This window comes from Streptomyces fungicidicus (genome assembly GCF_003665435.1).
GTDB classification, from domain to species: Bacteria; Actinomycetota; Actinomycetes; order Streptomycetales; family Streptomycetaceae; genus Streptomyces; species Streptomyces fungicidicus.
The window spans coordinates 2,866,483-2,882,373 of the sequence record NZ_CP023407.1; the positions used below are offsets into that span (position 1 = coordinate 2,866,483).

Annotated in this window: 15 protein-coding genes and 2 tRNA genes; 10 read left to right on the forward strand and 7 right to left on the reverse strand. The window is 72.4% G+C overall.

Translation table 11 applies throughout. The features are described 5' to 3' along the window. Positions 1-62: 62 nt before the first annotated feature. Together CNQ36_RS12860 and CNQ36_RS12865 are read left to right on the forward strand one after the other, a co-directional pair. The gene (locus tag CNQ36_RS12860; protein ID WP_004931062.1) at positions 63-647 is read left to right on the forward strand and encodes a bifunctional DNA primase/polymerase; all 585 of its coding nucleotides are present in this window, start codon (positions 63-65) and stop codon (positions 645-647) included. Further along, positions 638-711 (forward strand) — tRNA-Lys (locus CNQ36_RS12865). The genes CNQ36_RS12860 and CNQ36_RS12865 overlap by 10 nt, the downstream gene beginning before the upstream one ends. 55 nt (positions 712-766) lie before the next feature. On the opposite strand, the gene CNQ36_RS12870 is transcribed toward CNQ36_RS12865, so the two are convergent. Beyond that, on the reverse strand, positions 767-2,104 hold the full coding sequence (locus CNQ36_RS12870; protein WP_163013252.1) for a M6 family metalloprotease domain-containing protein: 1,338 nt from the start codon (positions 2,102-2,104) through the stop codon (positions 767-769). Between the two features lie 342 nt (positions 2,105-2,446). On the opposite strand from CNQ36_RS12870, the gene CNQ36_RS12880 reads away from it, so the two are divergent. After that, the gene (locus tag CNQ36_RS12880; RefSeq protein ID WP_121546102.1) at positions 2,447-4,324 is read left to right on the forward strand and encodes a putative bifunctional diguanylate cyclase/phosphodiesterase; all 1,878 of its coding nucleotides are present in this window, start codon (positions 2,447-2,449) and stop codon (positions 4,322-4,324) included. On the opposite strand, the gene CNQ36_RS12885 is transcribed toward CNQ36_RS12880, so the two are convergent. The 3 genes from CNQ36_RS12885 to CNQ36_RS12895 form a co-directional block, all read right to left on the reverse strand. After that, complete coding sequence (locus tag CNQ36_RS12885) at positions 4,300-5,400, reverse strand: LLM class flavin-dependent oxidoreductase (RefSeq protein ID WP_121546103.1); 1,101 nt, start codon at positions 5,398-5,400, stop codon at positions 4,300-4,302. The two genes, CNQ36_RS12880 and CNQ36_RS12885, sit on opposite strands and share 25 nt — an antisense overlap. A gap of 540 nt (positions 5,401-5,940) precedes the next feature. Next, a complete protein-coding gene (locus CNQ36_RS12890) occupies positions 5,941-6,672 on the reverse strand; it encodes a maleate cis-trans isomerase family protein (RefSeq protein ID WP_121546104.1) in 732 nt (243 codons plus the stop codon). After that, positions 6,669-7,511 carry a maleate cis-trans isomerase family protein gene (locus CNQ36_RS12895; protein ID WP_121546105.1) on the reverse strand — a complete coding sequence of 281 codons (843 nt, stop codon included), beginning with the start codon at positions 7,509-7,511 and terminating at the stop codon, positions 6,669-6,671. Before CNQ36_RS12895 ends, CNQ36_RS12890 begins: the two co-directional genes overlap by 4 nt. Positions 7,512-7,691: 180 nt before the next feature. Between CNQ36_RS12895 and CNQ36_RS12900 the strand changes: the two genes are divergently transcribed. Then, on the forward strand, positions 7,692-8,639 hold the full coding sequence (locus tag CNQ36_RS12900; protein WP_121548443.1) for a D-2-hydroxyacid dehydrogenase: 948 nt from the start codon (positions 7,692-7,694) through the stop codon (positions 8,637-8,639). 17 nt (positions 8,640-8,656) lie between these two features. Further along, positions 8,657-10,057 (forward strand): amidase, encoded by a 1,401-nt coding sequence (locus tag CNQ36_RS12905; protein WP_004931049.1) that lies wholly within the window; start codon positions 8,657-8,659, stop codon positions 10,055-10,057. Here CNQ36_RS12905 and CNQ36_RS12910 read toward each other — a convergent pair. Continuing rightward, positions 10,038-10,532, reverse strand: coding sequence for a DUF3830 family protein (locus tag CNQ36_RS12910; protein WP_163013253.1), 495 nt, complete (start codon positions 10,530-10,532; stop codon positions 10,038-10,040). The genes CNQ36_RS12905 and CNQ36_RS12910 overlap by 20 nt on opposite strands. Positions 10,533-10,629: 97 nt before the next feature. Between CNQ36_RS12910 and ehuB the strand changes: the two genes are divergently transcribed. From ehuB to CNQ36_RS12935, 5 genes are all read left to right on the forward strand, one after another. Further along, positions 10,630-11,544 (forward strand): ectoine/hydroxyectoine ABC transporter substrate-binding protein EhuB, encoded by a 915-nt coding sequence (gene ehuB / locus CNQ36_RS12915; RefSeq protein WP_121546107.1) that lies wholly within the window; start codon positions 10,630-10,632, stop codon positions 11,542-11,544. Then, positions 11,541-12,242 carry an ectoine/hydroxyectoine ABC transporter permease subunit EhuC gene (ehuC, locus tag CNQ36_RS12920; RefSeq protein ID WP_004931043.1) on the forward strand — a complete coding sequence of 234 codons (702 nt, stop codon included), beginning with the start codon at positions 11,541-11,543 and terminating at the stop codon, positions 12,240-12,242. Before ehuB ends, ehuC begins: the two co-directional genes overlap by 4 nt. Beyond that, complete coding sequence (ehuD, locus tag CNQ36_RS12925) at positions 12,239-12,889, forward strand: ectoine/hydroxyectoine ABC transporter permease subunit EhuD (protein ID WP_121546108.1); 651 nt, start codon at positions 12,239-12,241, stop codon at positions 12,887-12,889. The genes ehuC and ehuD overlap by 4 nt, the downstream gene beginning before the upstream one ends. Next, positions 12,879-13,670, forward strand: coding sequence for an ectoine/hydroxyectoine ABC transporter ATP-binding protein EhuA (gene ehuA, locus CNQ36_RS12930; RefSeq protein ID WP_121546109.1), 792 nt, complete (start codon positions 12,879-12,881; stop codon positions 13,668-13,670). The genes ehuD and ehuA overlap by 11 nt, the downstream gene beginning before the upstream one ends. 166 nt (positions 13,671-13,836) lie before the next feature. Further along, positions 13,837-13,910 (forward strand) — tRNA-Lys (locus CNQ36_RS12935). 49 nt (positions 13,911-13,959) lie between these two features. Here CNQ36_RS12935 and CNQ36_RS12940 read toward each other — a convergent pair. Together CNQ36_RS12940 and CNQ36_RS12945 are read right to left on the reverse strand one after the other, a co-directional pair. Further along, a complete protein-coding gene (locus CNQ36_RS12940) occupies positions 13,960-14,565 on the reverse strand; it encodes a lytic polysaccharide monooxygenase auxiliary activity family 9 protein (RefSeq protein WP_004931038.1) in 606 nt (201 codons plus the stop codon). Between the two features lie 121 nt (positions 14,566-14,686). Beyond that, positions 14,687-15,862 carry an SPFH domain-containing protein gene (locus CNQ36_RS12945; protein ID WP_121546110.1) on the reverse strand — a complete coding sequence of 392 codons (1,176 nt, stop codon included), beginning with the start codon at positions 15,860-15,862 and terminating at the stop codon, positions 14,687-14,689. Between the last annotated feature and the right edge of the window lie 29 nt (positions 15,863-15,891).

Here is a 15,891-nt window from a genome sequence, read left to right on the forward strand (position 1 = left end):
CGCGTCCTCGATTCCGGCAACTCTGCGGAACCGTTCCCTCACCAACGGTAGACCTGTCCGTCATGAGCAGCCCACGGAACGCCTCCGACGTCAGCGGCGTCACCCCCGACGGTGCCGCCTGGCTCGCCTCGGCGGGCAGGTATCCGCGCAGCGCGCTCTCGCACTGGCGGGAGCGGCCGGAGGCCCCGGTGGTGCTGCCCTGCGGCGTGGTCTTCGACGTGGTGAGCGCGCCCGCGGTCTTCGGGCGGCGGATGCTGGACCGGATGTGGGGCGAGGGCCCGGGATCGGGTCCGGTGGCGGAGTTCCGGGGGCGGATGCTGCTGTTCGCCGCGCCCGGCACCGCCCAGCGGCTCCCCGCCCTCATGGAGTGGGAGGAGTGGGGCGCGCACGGCGCGGACGCGGCGCGCACGGACGGTGTCCCGCCGCTGCTGTGCCACGGCACCGGCGACGCGGTGACCGTGCCCGCGCCGACCGGCCGCTCCGGGTCCCGCTGGCTGGTCGCCCCGGACACCCGTCATCCCTGGCTGCCGGGCCCGGAGGTGCTGCTGTGGGCGGCCGTACGGGCGGCCCGCGCGGCCGTGCGGATATCGATTTTTCCTCCCGCCGATCGTGGTGCTAATGTCTACGACGTCAGCAGGCGCCGCTAGCTCAGTTGGTTAGAGCAGCTGACTCTTAATCAGCGGGTCCGGGGTTCGAGTCCCTGGCGGCGCACAGACACGGTGAAGGCCCCTCGCGCGAGCGGGGGGCCTTCGTCGTACCCGGGCGCTCACCCCGTGGTGATCCGTACCGTCCAGGCCCCCGACGCCGTACGCCCCTCCACCTCCACCCGTACGGACTCCCCGGGCACGGTGAAGCTCTCGCCGGGGGCCACCGGCGCGTCGGCGAGCGGCGGATAGACGGAGTCCTCCCAGCAGGCCTCGGTGTGCGGGTGGGCGTCGACGACCTCGATGGGGCCGCGCCCGGACCGGGTGCCGCTGCTGACCCTGTACACCAGCACACCCTGCCGGCATGCCTTCGTGTCGTTGCCGACCTGCCCGCGGGCCTCGAAGGCGAGCACGCTGTCGGGGCCGGTGCGCACCACGGCGAGCTTGGTGCCCCGCCCCAGCCCGAAGGACGGCGCCCCGGCCGCGCCCGTCACCGGCGTCTTCGGCCCCGCGCCCAGCGGCTCCAGCGTCAGCCGCACCGGCCCGGCCTCCTGCACGCACCGCACCTGCCGGGGGTCCAGCCAGCCCAGCTTCCACTTGTGCCAGCCGAAGAGATCGGGGGCGAGGGCGAACTGGCTGCCCATCAGGTCCCAGTCGCCGACATGGGTGTCCCAGTCGCCCTTGCCGTCCACGGGCCGGTGGTAGAGGTCGGGCAGGTCGAAGACGTGTCCGGTCTCGTGGGCGAGGACTAGCTGGTCCGGGGGGTGGTTCTCGAACGCGGTGACGACCCGGCGGATGTCGGTGCCGTCGGCGCGCAGCGGGCGGTCCAGGTTGACGACCTTGGTGGCGTCGGAGTCCACGCCCGGGGCGTCCGGGTCGGCGACGAGGTAGACGATGTCGTAGCGCGAGAAGTCGACGTGCCGGTCGGTCACGGAGAGCGCGTCGCGCAGATAGGCGGCCCGGTGGGCGACGGTCCAGTCGCGCTGTATGGCGTACTCCGTGGAGGGGCGCGGCATCCGGAACCACTGCCGCACGGGGTGCGGGCGCAGGGTGAACCTGCCGTAGGAGGCCCGCTCGAAGAAGTCGCTGGTGGCGGGGAAGTGGTCGGCGGCGAGTTCGCCGGGCGTGGTCAGGGGGTGGGAGTCGGGGAAGGACAGGAACAGCATCACCGCGTTCAATCGGCGGGAGGGGCGCGGGTAGGCGGCGTTCCAGGTGTCCAGACCCTCGGAGTGGTGGGCGTCGGTGCGGGTGAGGGCGCAGGGCTCGGCGGAGAAGGGCTCGGTGGCGGAGGGGACGCTCACCATCGAGGTCGCGGCCAGCGCCGACATGGTGGTGCACATGGCGGCGGTGCTGCGCAGCCGGGGACGCACACCGGACGGCACACCCCGTACACCCGATCGGCTCAGTCGTTCCCGGAGGGCCGCACGGCCGAGTCCTCTCGGGATGAGCTGACGCCGCACGGGGGACCTCCGGGTGACGGTTCACGGGACACCGCACCCAGATTGGGAGGATTTGTCGTACCGCGCCCTGTTCGGCTGCACCGGACGGGTGAGAAGGGAGGGCAACCGGGCGACACCGGCCAGGACCGGCACTCCGCGCACTCACGGAACGTCACAACTGGTCGGAGGCTCGCAGAAGGCGTCCGATCACGAGCAGAAACGATCGGGCAGAGATGCGGATCCGCCCCGCGGACCGGACAGTGGCTGGAAGGCCCCGACGCGGGCCTCTATGATCGGCACACTTTCCTGAGACTCTTAGACTTTCTGCACGGACAGCGATCGAGTGCACTGCGGGAGCGAGCGGTGAGCGGAACGTCCGAAGGGCCGGCGCCCGCGACAGAACACGACCGGCCGATCGTCACAGAGAGTGAGATTTCCACGTCTCCCCGTACGGAAGCCCCGTCCCCGCCGCCCCCCTCGACCTCGACGTCGCCCCCGCCGTCCGCGTCGTACCGCTCGGTCTTCACGGCCGCGCCGCTCGCCATGGCCGTGGTCGACCGGGAGGGCATGGTGACCGGCGCCAACGCGGCCCTGGCCGCCCTGCTGGGCCACGACCAGGAGACCCTGACCGGCGCCGTCGCCGCCGACCTGGTGGACCTGGCCTCCGACGCCCGTACCTGGCACGCCTACCGGGAACTGCTGCGCGGCCGGCGGGCCAGGCTGCGCTGCACGCGCCGGCTGAAGCATCCCGAGGGGCACGCGCTGTGGGTGCGGGTGACGGTCTCCCCGCTGCCCGCCGACGACGGGGGCGTACTGCTGTCGGTCGCCGACATCAGCGACCGCCGGGAGCTCCGGGCCGAGCTGCGGCACGCACGGATGCACGACCCGGTGACCCGGCTGCCCAACCGCGCCCTGTTCTTCGAACGGCTGACGGCGGCGCTGGACGCGGAGTCGTACGAGGAGAGCGGCACCGGCCGGATCGGGCTGTGCTACCTCGACCTGGACGGGTTCAAGGCCGTCAACGACACCCTGGGCCACCGGGTGGGCGACCGGCTGCTGGCCGCCGTCGCCGAGCGGCTGACCCGCTGCGCCGAGGCGGCCGGACGGACCAGGACCGGCACCCCGCTGGTCGCCCGGCTCGGCGGGGACGAGTTCGCGCTGCTGGTCGAGGACTCCACCGGCACCGAACAGCTCGCCGACCTCGCCGAGTCCCTGCTCGACACCATCCAGGCGCCCTTCGACCTCTCCGGCCGGCGGCTGTCGGTCTCCGCGTCGATCGGGGTGGTCGAGCGGCACGCCGCCGGGACCACGCCCACCGCGCTGATGCAGGCCGCCGACACCACGCTGTACTGGGCGAAGGCGGACGGCAAGTCCCGCTGGACGCTGTTCGACCCGGAGCGCAACGCCTCCCGGGTGACCCGTCAGGCCCTCGCCTCCACGCTGCGCCCGGCCATCGACCGGGGCGAGTTCGCGCTGGAGTACCAGCCGCTGGTGGGCATGGAGGACGACCGGGTGCACGGGGTGGAGGCCCTGGTCCGCTGGCACCACCCGCGGTTCGGCACGCTGACGCCGAATCGGTTCATCTCACTGGCGGAGGAGGACGGCTCGATCGTGCCGCTCGGCCGCTGGGTGCTGCGCACCGCCTGCCGGCAGGCCCGCGACTGGCAGGTGGCGCACCCGGACGAGCCGCCGATCTTCGTCAGCGTGAACGTGGCGGTCCGTCAGGTCTGGGACTCCGACCTGGTGGCGGACGTCGCCGCCACCCTCGAGGAGACCGGTCTCGCGCCCCGGCTGCTCCAGCTGGAGCTGACCGAGTCGGCGGTGATGGGCTCGTCCGGCCGGCCCATCCAGGCCCTGAAGGCGCTCAGCGACATGGGCGTGCGCATCGCCATCGACGACTTCGGCACCGGCTACTCGAACCTGGCATACCTCAGCCGGCTGCCGGTGTCGGTGCTGAAGCTGGACGGCTCCTTCGTACGGGGCTTCCAGTACGAGGAGCGCGCCGCGGCCCCGCCGAACCCGGCCGACGAGGTGATCGTCGAGGCGATGGTGCAGCTCGCCCACCGGCTCGGGCTGACGGTCACCGCGGAGTGCGTGGAGACGTCGGCGCAGGCCACCCGGCTGCGCCGGATCGGGTGCGACACCGGCCAGGGCTGGCTGTACTCCCGGCCGGTGTCGCCGGACCGCATCTCCGAGCTGCTGGGGACGCCCGGTGTTCAGGCGGGCGTGGGCAAGCCGTAGGCGTCGGCGATGAGTTCGTAGGAACGCAGGCGTACGTCGCCGCCGTGGGCGTTGGCGGTGAGCATCAGCTCGTCGGCGCCGGTGCGCTTCTGCAGCTCGTCGAGGCCGGTGCGGACCTCGTCGGGGGTGCCGTGGATGACGTTGGCGTTCCAGGACTCGACGAACTCCCGCTCCATCGGGCTGAAGTCGTACGCCTCCGCCTCCTCCGGCGTGGGCACCAGGCCGGGGCGGCCGGTGCGCAGCCGGACCATGTTCAGCGCGGCGGCCAGCACCTGGCGGCGGGCCTCCTTCTCGTCGTCCGTGGCGAGCGCGGAGACGCCGATGAGGGCGTAGGGCGCGTCCAGGACCCCGCTCGGACGGAAGGACTCGCGGTAGAGGTCCAGCGCCGGGACGGTGTTCTGCGCCGAGAAGTGGTGGGCGAAGGCGAACGGCAGGCCGAGCATGCCGGCCAGCCGGGCACTGAAGCCGGAGGAGCCGAGCAGCCAGAGGGGCGGCCGGTGCGGGGACTGCACGCCGCCGGGCGAGGTGGCCTGCACCGGGCCGGGGACGGCGTGGATCCGCCGGTAGGGGTGGCCGTCGGGGAAGTCGTCGTCGAGGAAGCGGGTGAGCTCGGCGAGCTGCTGGGGGAAGTCGTCGGCGCCCTCGTTGAGCCGGTCGCTGCGGCGCAGTGCGGCCGCCGTGGCGCCGTCGGTGCCGGGGGCACGGCCGAGGCCGAGGTCGATCCGGCCCGGCGCCATGGCCTCCAGGGTGCCGAACTGCTCCGCGATGACGAGCGGCGCGTGGTTGGGCAGCATCACCCCGCCGGAGCCGAGGCGGATGCGCCCGGTGTGGGCGGCGAGGTGCGCGAGGATCACGGCGGGCGAGGAGGAGGCCACGCCCGGCATGGAGTGGTGCTCGGCGACCCAGTAGCGGTGGAAGCCGCGGGACTCGGCGAGGCGCGCGATGTCCACGCCGGTCCGCAGGGCGTCGCTCGCGGTCCGGCCCGCGCCGACGGTCACCAGGTCCAGCACGGAGAGCGGGACGGGTGCGGTGCCGTGGGCGGTGCCCCGGATCTCGTCTGCGGCGTCTGCGGACATGGTGGGATGCCTCCTGTGGGGTGCGGCGGTCGCTGCGCGACGTAACAGGAGACAGTCCCCGCTTATTCCCGACCCGGGTCCGGCACGGAATCCCACGCGGAAGCGGGCGCCCCAACCGGGCACGGCCCCCCACGCGGGAGTGGGCGCGGGCGGGGGCAGAGAATCCGGCACCGGCACGGGTAGCGGGGCGGGGGGACGGGAGCCGAGCGCGACGAGGGCTCGGCTCCGACGCCGGCACGGGCGCCCTGACCTGACGCGGGAGCCAGGCCCCACGTGGGCGCGGAGCCGGGAGCCGGCATAGGCGGCCCGGCCGGGCGCGGAGCCGGGTGCGGGGTCGTGGGTGTGGGGTGGGGGTTGGGGTGGGGTATGATCATCATGTCAGGTCGCGGGGCGAAACCCCGGAGACCGACAGTGCGTTGGTGGTCCAAGGAAAGACGTCCCGCTTCCTGCGGGGAGATGCAGGTGCAAGGCCTGCCCGGCGCTCGACAAGGAACCCCGGCCCGCGAAAGCGGGACCGGGGTTCTTTCATGGGCCGGGCGGTCAGACCTGGACGATCGGCTCCCGCGTGAACAGCGCGCCCAGTCCCGGGGCGTTCACCCGGCGGTCCGTCAGACGCAGGCACTCCCAGGCGGTGACCTGGTTGGCGGTGAGCACCGGCTTGCCCAGCTCCTTCTCCAGCGCGGGGATGTGGGCGACCGTGTGCAGCGCCGTGTCCGGCAGAAGCATCACGTCCGCGTCCGGGGTGTCGGCGGCGCGGGCCAGCGCGAACACCTCCTCCTCGCCCCAGGTGCCGACCTCCGCCGCCGTGATGACGCCGGAGCTGCGCACCCCGGTCACCTCCACCCCGCCGGCCCGCAGGAAGTCGGCGAAGAGCCCGGCCACGTCCTCCGGGTAGGTGGCGCCGACGGCGGCCCGCCGCGCCCCGACCTCCCGCAGCGCGTGCACGAAGGCGAACGAGGTGGAGGACGCCGGCATGCCCGCCGCGACGGCGAGGCTGCGCACCTGCTCGTGGGCGCCGTCCCAGCCGTGCACGAAACTGCCGCTGGTGCAGGCCCACACCACCGCCTCGGCGCCCGACAGGCGCAGCTGCTGGAGGCCGGCCGCCAGCCGCTCGGGCGCGCCCATCTGCAGCAACGCGTCGACCCGGTGCGCGTCCTCACCGATGTCGGTGTGCACCAGGTCCACCCGGATGTCGCTGCCCAGCAACTGCTCGATACGCGGATAGTCGTCCTCTGCGGAGTGGCCCGGATAGAGGATTCCCAGTGCGGTCATGTCCAGCCTTCCTGCTGCTTCTCTTCCGATACGTCCGCAACCTCCGGCAGTACGGAGCCGGACGCCTGGCCCGGCAGTACGGTCCCGGAGCGCGCCGACTCGTCGATCAGCGCCTGATACGGTCCCACCGCACGGGTACCCAATCGGCGCAACGCCGCCCACATGGTCACCTGGTTGGCCGAGATGACCGGTATGCGCAGTTCGGCTTCGAGCTGCGGGATGACGTCGTAGGTCGGCAGATTGGTGCAGGAGAGGAACAGCGCGTCCGCCGCGCCGAGCCGGCCGCGGGCCGCCGCCTGCCGCGCCATGTCCACCACCTCCCGGTAGGTGACCTTCCAGATGTGCCGGGTCAGTCCCATGTACGCGCACCCGGTGACCGTCACGCCGGCCCGCGCGACATAGTTCTCCAGGGCCCGGGTGACCGACACGGTGTACGGCGTGACCAGCGCGACCCGGCGGACGTCCAGCTCCACCAGCGCCTCGAGGAGCGCGCCCGAGGTGGTGAGGGCCGGGACCGCGCCGGCCCTGCTCATCGCCTCGCAGGTGGCGCGCTCGCCGACCACCCCGCCGACGAAGCTGCCGGACGTGCAGGCGTAGGCGACGACCTCGGGCGCGACCGCGGTGAGGGTGCGCACGGCGTCGCCGAGGGTCTCGTGCTCGCTGACCATCCTGGCCAGGTCGAGGCTCACCTCGACCGGCACGTAGGGCGTTCGGGTCAGATGCAGGGACACCTCGTCGGGGACCCACCGCCACAGCTCGCGGTCGAGCGCGAAGTCGAACGGGGCGACGACGCCGACACCGCGTTGCGGCCCGGGTCCGCCGAGGAAGGAGACGTCCATGTCAGCACCGGCCTCACCCTGGGAGACGAGCACGCAACGGATCGGGGAACGTCCGTGTTGACGACGGTAGGTTCGGGTGCCAGCGTGGTCAATCGGCCCGAGTCACCCGCCGGTCAACACCCGGTTAATTCGCCGTCACCCGCCCCGCGGGGGCCGAGCACTCTGGAGATGCGGCTGCTCATGACCACCCCCACGCTGCTCGTCCTGGACGCCGATCCGCTTCCGCGCCTCGGCGCCCTCGCCGGCCGGGTGCGCGTCGAGCACACGGACGAGGCGCACCTCGCCGAGCGCCTTCCGGCCGCCGACGTCCTGCTGGTGTGGGACTTCGCCTCGCACGCGGTGCGCGGGGCGTGGCCCGGCGGCGGCCCACGGCCGCGCTGGGTGCACACGGCGAGCGCGGGCGTGGATCATCTGCTCTGTCCGGAACTGGCCGCCTCCGACACCGTGGTCACCAACGCGCGCGGAATCTTCGACCGGCCGATCGCCGAGTACGTCGCCGCCCTCGTCCTCGCCTTCGCCAAGGACCTGCCGCGGACGCTGGAGCTCCAGCGGGAGCGCTCCTGGCGGCACCGGGAGTCCCGCACCGTCGCCGGCACCCGTGCCGTGGTGGTCGGCTCCGGGCCGATCGGCCGGGCGATCGCCGGCACCCTCACCGCGCTGGGCGTGCGGACCGCCCTGACCGGGCGCACCCCCCGCCCGGGCGTGCACGGCCCCGAGGAACTGGACCGGCTGCTCGCCCGCGCGGACTGGGTGATCGCCGCCGCGCCGCTGACGGAGTCGACGCACGGCATGTTCGACGCCCGCCGGTTCGGGGTGATGCAGCCGTCCGCGCACTTCGTCAACGTCGGCCGGGGCGGGCTGGTCGTGGAGGACGCGCTGGCCGAGGCGCTGCGCCGGCGCTGGATCGCGGGGGCCGCGCTGGACGTGTTCGAGGAGGAGCCGCTCTCCCCCGACAGCCCGCTCTGGGACCTCCCCGGGCTGGTCGTGTCGCCGCACATGAGCGGGGACACGGTCGGCTGGCGGGACGAACTCGGCGCGCAGTTCGTGCAGTTGTACGAGCTGTGGGAGGCCGGCGAGCCGCTGCCGAACGTGGTGGACAAACAACGTGGGTATGTACCGGGTCACTGACGTTCCCAGGAGGGTGGATGTCCGACGTCACCGAGCTCACCGAACTGACCGCGCTACGGCTCCTCGACGGCTACCGCAGGGGCGAGTTCGGCCCGGTGGAGGCGACCCGGGCGGCGCTGGAGCGGGCCGAGGCGGTGCAGCCGGAGGTGAACGCGTTCGTCCGGCTGCTCGCCGAGGACGCGCTGGAGCGGGCCGCCGAGGCACAGGAGCGGTGGCGGCGCGGCGAGCCGCGCGGGCTGCTCGACGGGGTGCCGGTCACCGTGAAGGACATCCTGCTGCTGCGCGGGGCGCCCACCCTGAAGGGTTCGCTGACGATCGACCCGGCGGGCCGCTGGGACGAGGACGCGCCCGCGGTGGCCCGGCTGCGGGAGCACGGCGCGGTGTTCCTGGGCAAGACGACCACCCCCGAGTTCGGCTGGAAGGGCGTGACGGACTCGCCGCTCAGCGGCGTCACCCGCAATCCGCACGACCCGGCGCGCACCGCGGGCGGCTCCAGCGGGGGCGCGGCGGCGGCCGTGGCGCTGGGCGCGGGACCGCTCGCCCTGGGCACGGACGGCGGGGGCAGTGTCCGCATCCCGGCCGCGTTCTGCGGGATCTTCGCGCTGAAGCCGACGTACGGGAGGGTGCCGCTGTATCCGGCGAGCGCCTTCGGCACGCTGGCGCACGTCGGCCCGATGACGCGGGACGCGGCGGACGCGGCGCTGCTGATGGATGTGATCGGCGGTCCGGACTCCCGTGACTGGTCGGCGCTCGGACCGGCCGCCGGGTCCTTCTCCGAGGGGCTCGCGGGCGGGGTGCGCGGGCTGCGGGTGGCGTACTCGCCGTCACTGGGCGGGCAGGTGCGGGTGGTTCCGGAGGTCGCGGCGGCGGTGCGGCGGGCGGTGGAGCGGCTGGCCGGGCTCGGCGCGTACGTCGAGGAGACCGACCCGGACCTCGCCGACCCGGTGGAGGCCTTCCACACCCTGTGGTTCGCCGGGGCGGCGCGGGTGACCCAGCACCTCGGCCGGGACCAGCGGGCCCTGCTCGACCCCGGGCTGCGGGAGATCCGCGCCGCCGGGGCGCGCCACTCCGCGCTGGACTACCTGGCCGCGGTGGACGTCCGCATGGACCTCGGCCGCCGGATGGGCCGCTTCCACGACACCTACGACCTGCTGGTCACCCCGACGATGCCGATCACGGCGTTCGAGGCGGGCGCGGAGGTGCCGAAGGGGTCCGGTCACCACCGCTGGACGGGCTGGACCCCGTTCACCTACCCCTTCAACATGACCCAGCAGCCCGCCGCGACCGTGCCGGTGGGCGCCGACGCCGACGGGCTGCCGATCGGGCTCCAGCTGGTGGCCGCCCGCCACCGCGACGACCTGGTCCTGCGGGTGGCCCACACGCTGTACGAGGCGGGGGTCACGCTCTCCGGAAGCTGAGGGTCTCCCCCGCCGCGCCCGTGCGCCACAGGTCGTTGCAGCCGTCGGCCATGGCGTCGAGGCCCTCCACCACCTGGCCCCAGACGATGCCGGGCACCCAGCCCACGTCGCCGTTGAGGAGCAGGTTGTTCCGCTCGTAGAACAGGGCCAGGTCGACGACCGTGGTGCCGGGGCGGACCTCGCGGTCGTAGCCGTAGGACTTGGCGCCCAGCTCGGCACCCGCGAAGGAGAAATAGCACAGATCACCCGGAATGGGGGTGACTGTCGGGTTCTCCAGGGGCGGCTCCGCCTCCACGAAGGGCGGAAAGAGGGCATAGATCTCGTTGCGGGCGTATTTGGCGTGGTAGACGTCACCGGACAGCGGGAGGGATTTCCAGACGGCTTCGCAGGTGATCGGCGCGCGGTCGTCGAGCAGCCGGGCCGTGCAGGTGATTCCACGCTTGACCAGGGAGATCTCGAGGTATCTGTCTGCCATGCCCCCCATCGTCCCGCGCCGGTCAAGACCGCCGGACCACCGAACGGGGCCGAAACTGGCCGGAATAACTCGCATCTCTTCGGGTAGCCGCGCCGCCATGGCTCCACCACTGCAACCACTGAGACGATTCCGAGAGAGCTCCGGGCCCTCACGCCGATCGCTGCTCGCGGGGGTCGCGGCGCTCGGCGCACTGGGTGCCGCGGGCTGCTCCCGGGTCCCGACGGCGGCGACCACGGGCGGCGGCGACCTGCTGGACCGGCTCAAGGCGGCCGGTGTCGTCCGCCTGGGCATCGCGGGTGAGATCCCGTTCGGCTACATCGGCAAGGACGGCCAGCTGACCGGCGAGGCGCCGGAGCTGGCGAAGGCGATATTCAAGCGGCTGGGCGTGGACCGGGTGCAGCCCGTGCCCACCGAGTTCGGCTCCCTGATACCCGGGCTGAACTCGCAGCAGTTCGATGTCGTGGCCGCCGGGATGTACGTCAATCCCGAGCGCTGCGAGCAGGTCATCTTCTCCGACCCCGACTACCAGATGCTCGACTCGTTCATCGTGCGCAAGGGCAACCCGCTGGGGCTGCGCTCGTACCAGGACGTCGTCGAGAAGAAGGCGAAGTTCGCCACCGGCACCGGCTACGCGGAGATCGCGTACGCCGTCGAGGCCGGGTACAAGGAGAGCGACATCCTGATCGTCCCCGATCAGGTCGCCGGCCTGAACGCCGTCGAGGCCGGACGTGTCGACGTCTTCGCCGGGACCGCGCTCACCACCCGCGAGGTGGTGAAGAAGTCGCGCAAGGCGGAGGTCACGGAGCCCTTCAAGCCGATCGTCGACGGGAAACCGCACGTCGACGGCGGCGCCTTCGCGTTCCGCCCCACCGAGACGAAGCTGCGGGACGCCTTCAACGCCGAGCTGGCCAAGCTCAAGAAGAGCGGCGAGCTGCTCCGCATCCTCAAGCCCTTCGGTTTCACCGAGGACGAGATGACGGATCTGACCGCGAAGGAGCTCTGCGGCGGATGACATCGGGACTCTGGGAACTGGTACTCCACGGCGTCTGGGTCACGATCCAGCTGCTCGTCCTCAGCTCGCTGCTGGCGACGGCGGTCTCCTTCGTGGTCGGCGTCGCGCGCACCCACCGGCTGTGGATCGTCCGCTTCCTGGCGGGCTTCTACACCGAGGTGTTCCGCGGGACCTCGGCGCTGGTGATGATCTTCTGGGTGTTCTTCGTGCTGCCCCCGGCCTTCGGCTGGCAGCTGGTGCCGCTGTGGGCGGGCACGCTGGCACTCGGCCTGACCTACGGGGCGTACGGCGCGGAGATCGTGCGCGGCGCGCTCGCCGCGGTCGACCCGGCGCAGCGTGAGGGCGGTATCGCGCTCAGCTTCACGCCGTGGCAGCGGATGAAGCTGATCCTGCTGCCGCAGGCGGTGCCGGAGATGATCCCGCCGTTCTCCAACCTGCTGATCGAGCTGCTCAAGGGCACCGCGCTGGTGTCGATCATGGGCATGGGCGATCTGGCGTTCAGCGGCAACCTGGTGCGTCTGGCGCTGCAGGAGAGCGCGGAGATCTACACGTACATCCTGCTCATCTACTTCGTCATCGCCTTCCTGCTGACCCGTTCGATGCGCGGTCTGGAGAAGAAGCTGAAGGCCGGGGTCGGCAAGGCGCCGAAGAAGAAGACCGCCGCCGTGCGCGTGCCCGAGGGAAGTGGTGTCTCGTGAAGTGGGACTGGAGCGCCGTCTCCGACTTCATGCCGTACTTCTGGGACGGTCTGCTCGTCACGCTGCAGATCCTGGTCCTCGGCTCGCTGATCTCGTTCGTGCTGGGACTGGTGTGGGCGCTGCTGATGCGGGTGCCGACGCGCTGGGTGACCTGGCCGGTCGGCGCCGTCACGGAGTTCGTCCGCAACACCCCGCTGCTGGTGCAGCTGTTCTTCCTCTTCTACGTGCTGCCCGAGTGGGGGATCACCTTCTCGGCGCTCACCACCGGTGTCTTCGCCATCGGGCTGCACTACTCGACGTACACGATGCAGGTCTACCGCGCGGGCATCGAGGCCGTGCCGGTGGGCCAGTGGGAGGCGGCGACGGCGCTGAACCTGCCGCTGCGCCGGACGTGGACCGCGGTGATCCTGCCGCAGGCCGTGCGCAGGGTGGTGCCCGCGCTCGGCAACTACGTCATCTCGATGCTGAAGGACACGCCGCTGCTGATGGCCATCACCGTGCTGGAGATGCTCGGTGAGGCACGGCTGTTCTCGCAGCAGAACTTCCAGTTCACCGAGCCCCTGACGGTGATCGGCTTCGCCTTCATCGTCATCTCCTACCTGGCCTCCCTTGCCCTGCGAGCCCTGGAGCGACGCCTTGTCCACTGACACCCACGCCCCGTTCGAGAAGAAGCCCGGGACCCCGCGCGGCACCGGCGAGCTGATCCGCCTGGAGCGGGTCACCAAGCGGTTCGGCGACCACACGGTCCTGGACAACCTGGACTTCTCCGTGAACGCCGGCAAGCACGTCACCCTGATCGGCCCCTCCGGCTCCGGCAAGACGACGATCCTGCGGCTGCTGATGACGCTGCTCAAGCCGGACGAGGGCACCATCACCGTCGACGGCGAGCAGCTGTTCCCGGCGCCGGAGAAGCAGGTCCGCGAGGTCCGCAAGAAGATCGGCATGGTCTTCCAGCAGTTCAACCTGTTCCCGAACATGACGGTGCTGCGGAACATCACCGAGGCCCCGGTCACCGTGCTCGGCATGTCCAAGGACGAGGCCGAGGAGCGGGCGCGGGAGCTGCTGGAGATGGTCGGCCTGACCGACCACCTCGACAAGCACCCCGCGCAGCTGTCCGGCGGTCAGCAGCAGCGGGTGGCGATCGCGCGGGCGCTGGCGATGCGGCCCCAGGTGCTGCTGCTGGACGAGGTGACCTCGGCCCTGGACCCGGAGCTGGTCGCCGGCGTGCTGGACGTGCTGCGGGACATCGCCCGTTCCACCGACATCACGATGCTCTGCGTGACCCACGAGATGAACTTCGCCCGGGACATCTCGGACCAGGTACTGATGTTCGACTCGGGCCGGATCATCGAGGCCGGTTCGCCGGAGAAGATCTTCAGCGAGCCGGAGCACGACCGGACCCGGGAATTCCTCAGCGCGGTCCTGTAGCTACGGGGCGTACACGGGGCGATGCCCGAGGTCAGCTCCCCGGAGCGCGCCTCGGGCATATGCCACGCCGCCTGCGCCGGGCGGCGCCGCGGTGGTCCGGAGCACCCCCGTGGACCGGGTAGTATTTTCCCTGTCGCCGACCGCGGAAGCGGACGGCGGGAGTCATGCGCCGCTAGCTCAGTTGGTTAGAGCAGCTGACTCTTAATCAGCGGGTCCGGGGTTCGAGTCCCTGGCGGCGCACACCGAAGGGCCTCTCGTGGGAGCGAGAGGCCCTTTTGCGCGCTCGGGGTCAGAAGGTCACGTCCGAGCAGGCGTAGAACGCGTTGCCCGTGTCGTTCACCGTCCACACCGCGAGGATCACGTGGTGCCCGCTGAGCCCGGACGGCAGCCGGCCGCTGTGCGAGAGGGTGGCCGGCGGACGCTGCCCGTTGTAGGGCACCGTCAGGAACGGGGTGAGGTTGAGGTCGGACCGGGACAGGTTGTGGTTCTGGTTCCAGCCCGCCTTGGTGACGTAGTACTTGAAGTCGGTGGTGGCGTGCATGGCCGTGAACTGCCACCGGAAGGTGTAGTTCTGGCCGCCCGACACCCGGGTGGTCGGCCAGGCGCCGCCCGAGGGGGTCTTCGGGCTGTCGAGCTGGGCGAAGCGCGTGTTGTTGGCCGAGCAGAGCTGCCCGTCCGCGGGACCGGAGGCGGGGAAGCCCTTCGGGCCCTCGACGCTCTGCGGCTCCCACTGGATGGATCCGCAGTTCGCCACCGCGCCGTTCTGGCAGAGCTTCTGCCGGCTGACCGGCAGGTCCGTGTAGCCGTGGCCGCTGGCACCACCGGAGGAGAGCACAAGCGCTCCGGTCGTGGCCAGTCCCACCGCGGCTGCGTACATCTTGGTCCGTGTGCGCATGCTGCCGCTCCTGGAGAACGTGGGGGAGGTTTCAGTGAGGCGTGCAGGTCTAGACCAAGTGCAGAGTATTGCCGTCAGTTGAACATGTCCATACCAATCGCAGGGGCCGTTCCCCGCGCGTTCACGGCCCCGTCTCCCCCCGTCCCGCGCAGAACGCCACCGTCAGATCCTTCACCAGTGCCTTGCGTTCGTAGTCGTCCAGCTCCACCAGCCCTCGCATGGTGAGGCGGGTCACCGTGTCCTCCACCGAATCCACGACCGAGCCGAGCACGCTCGCCCGGTGCTGGGCGTCCAGCGCGGCGATCCGGCGCCGGTGCATCGCGGCGGCCACCTCGGGCGCGTACTCCACCCGCACCGGCCGCACCGCGAACACCTCCACCCCCACCGGCGCGGTGTCCTCCGCCACCAGCCGGGTCAGCGCGTCCTGCGCCGAGTCCACCGACCCCCTGCTCGCGCCCGGCGCCGCCACCGGCACCCGCAGCAGCGCCGCCTCGACGCAGGCGCGCAGATACGACTCGTGGTCCTCGACGCTCAGCGTCGCCCGCGCGGTGTCCCGCACCCGCCACACCACCAGGACGGCCACCCGCAGCGCCACCCCGCTCCGGTCGGCCGCCTGCATCGGCTCACCGCGCCAGTGCCGCAGCCGCACGTCCACCCGGCGGCGCAGCAGCAGCGGGTTGACCCACAGCAGCCCGGTCCGCCGGACGGTCCCCCGGTAACGGCCGAACAGACCGAGCACCCAGGCCCGTCCGGTCCGCCCGCGGGCCAGCCCGCCGAAGCCGAACAGCCCGAGCGCCCCGGCCCCCGCGTACGCCGCCCACTGCGCGGGACCGAGCCCGCCCGCGCCCGCGTGCGCCGCCGCGGGCCCGAGCACCTCCGCCGCGACCGGCGGCAGCACCCCCGCCCACCACGAGGTGGCCGCACAGCCGGCCGCCCCGCACAGCCCCGCGAACACCCCCACGACGCCCGGGAGCACCCGGGCGGGCCGCTCCACCAGTTCGGGGTCGATCCGCGGCACGGCGGGCCGGGCCCGCTCGGCGGCCGGGCCGCGCGGTCGCGGGCGTCCGCCCGTGCCCTGCCCGCCCTCGTCCGCACGGCGGGCGACGACGGCCGGCCGCAGCCGCACCGACGCCGGCTCGGGGGCGTCGCGGAACAGCAGGTGGACGGGGATCTCGGTGGTGGACTCGGTGTGGATGAGCCGGACCGGCCGGGCCGCCGCGCCGTCCGGCGGGGCGTCGTCCGCCGGGCCGCCGGGCTCGGGGATGTTCTCGGGGATCGGGGATGTCGTCGTGGTCATGCGTGCCTCCAGCCTCCGCGCCAGATGCG

Excerpts from the sequence above, each read along its gene's own strand:
- CNQ36_RS12945 (WP_121546110.1), bottom strand. The coding sequence starts at position 15,862 with ATGACCACGACGACATCCCCGATCCCCGAGAACATCCCCGAGCCCGGC.
- CNQ36_RS12860 (WP_004931062.1), top strand. The coding sequence starts at position 63 with ATGAGCAGCCCACGGAACGCCTCCGACGTCAGCGGCGTCACCCCCGAC.
- CNQ36_RS12900 (WP_121548443.1), top strand. The coding sequence starts at position 7,692 with ATGACCACCCCCACGCTGCTCGTCCTGGACGCCGATCCGCTTCCGCGC.
- CNQ36_RS12895 (WP_121546105.1), bottom strand. The coding sequence starts at position 7,511 with ATGGACGTCTCCTTCCTCGGCGGACCCGGGCCGCAACGCGGTGTCGGC.
- CNQ36_RS12885 (WP_121546103.1), bottom strand. The coding sequence starts at position 5,400 with ATGTCCGCAGACGCCGCAGACGAGATCCGGGGCACCGCCCACGGCACC.
- CNQ36_RS12890 (WP_121546104.1), bottom strand. The coding sequence starts at position 6,672 with ATGACCGCACTGGGAATCCTCTATCCGGGCCACTCCGCAGAGGACGAC.
- ehuC (WP_004931043.1), top strand. The coding sequence starts at position 11,541 with ATGACATCGGGACTCTGGGAACTGGTACTCCACGGCGTCTGGGTCACG.
- CNQ36_RS12940 (WP_004931038.1), bottom strand. The coding sequence starts at position 14,565 with ATGCGCACACGGACCAAGATGTACGCAGCCGCGGTGGGACTGGCCACG.
- ehuB (WP_121546107.1), top strand. The coding sequence starts at position 10,630 with ATGGCTCCACCACTGCAACCACTGAGACGATTCCGAGAGAGCTCCGGG.
- CNQ36_RS12905 (WP_004931049.1), top strand. The coding sequence starts at position 8,657 with ATGTCCGACGTCACCGAGCTCACCGAACTGACCGCGCTACGGCTCCTC.
- CNQ36_RS12910 (WP_163013253.1), bottom strand. The coding sequence starts at position 10,532 with ATGGCAGACAGATACCTCGAGATCTCCCTGGTCAAGCGTGGAATCACC.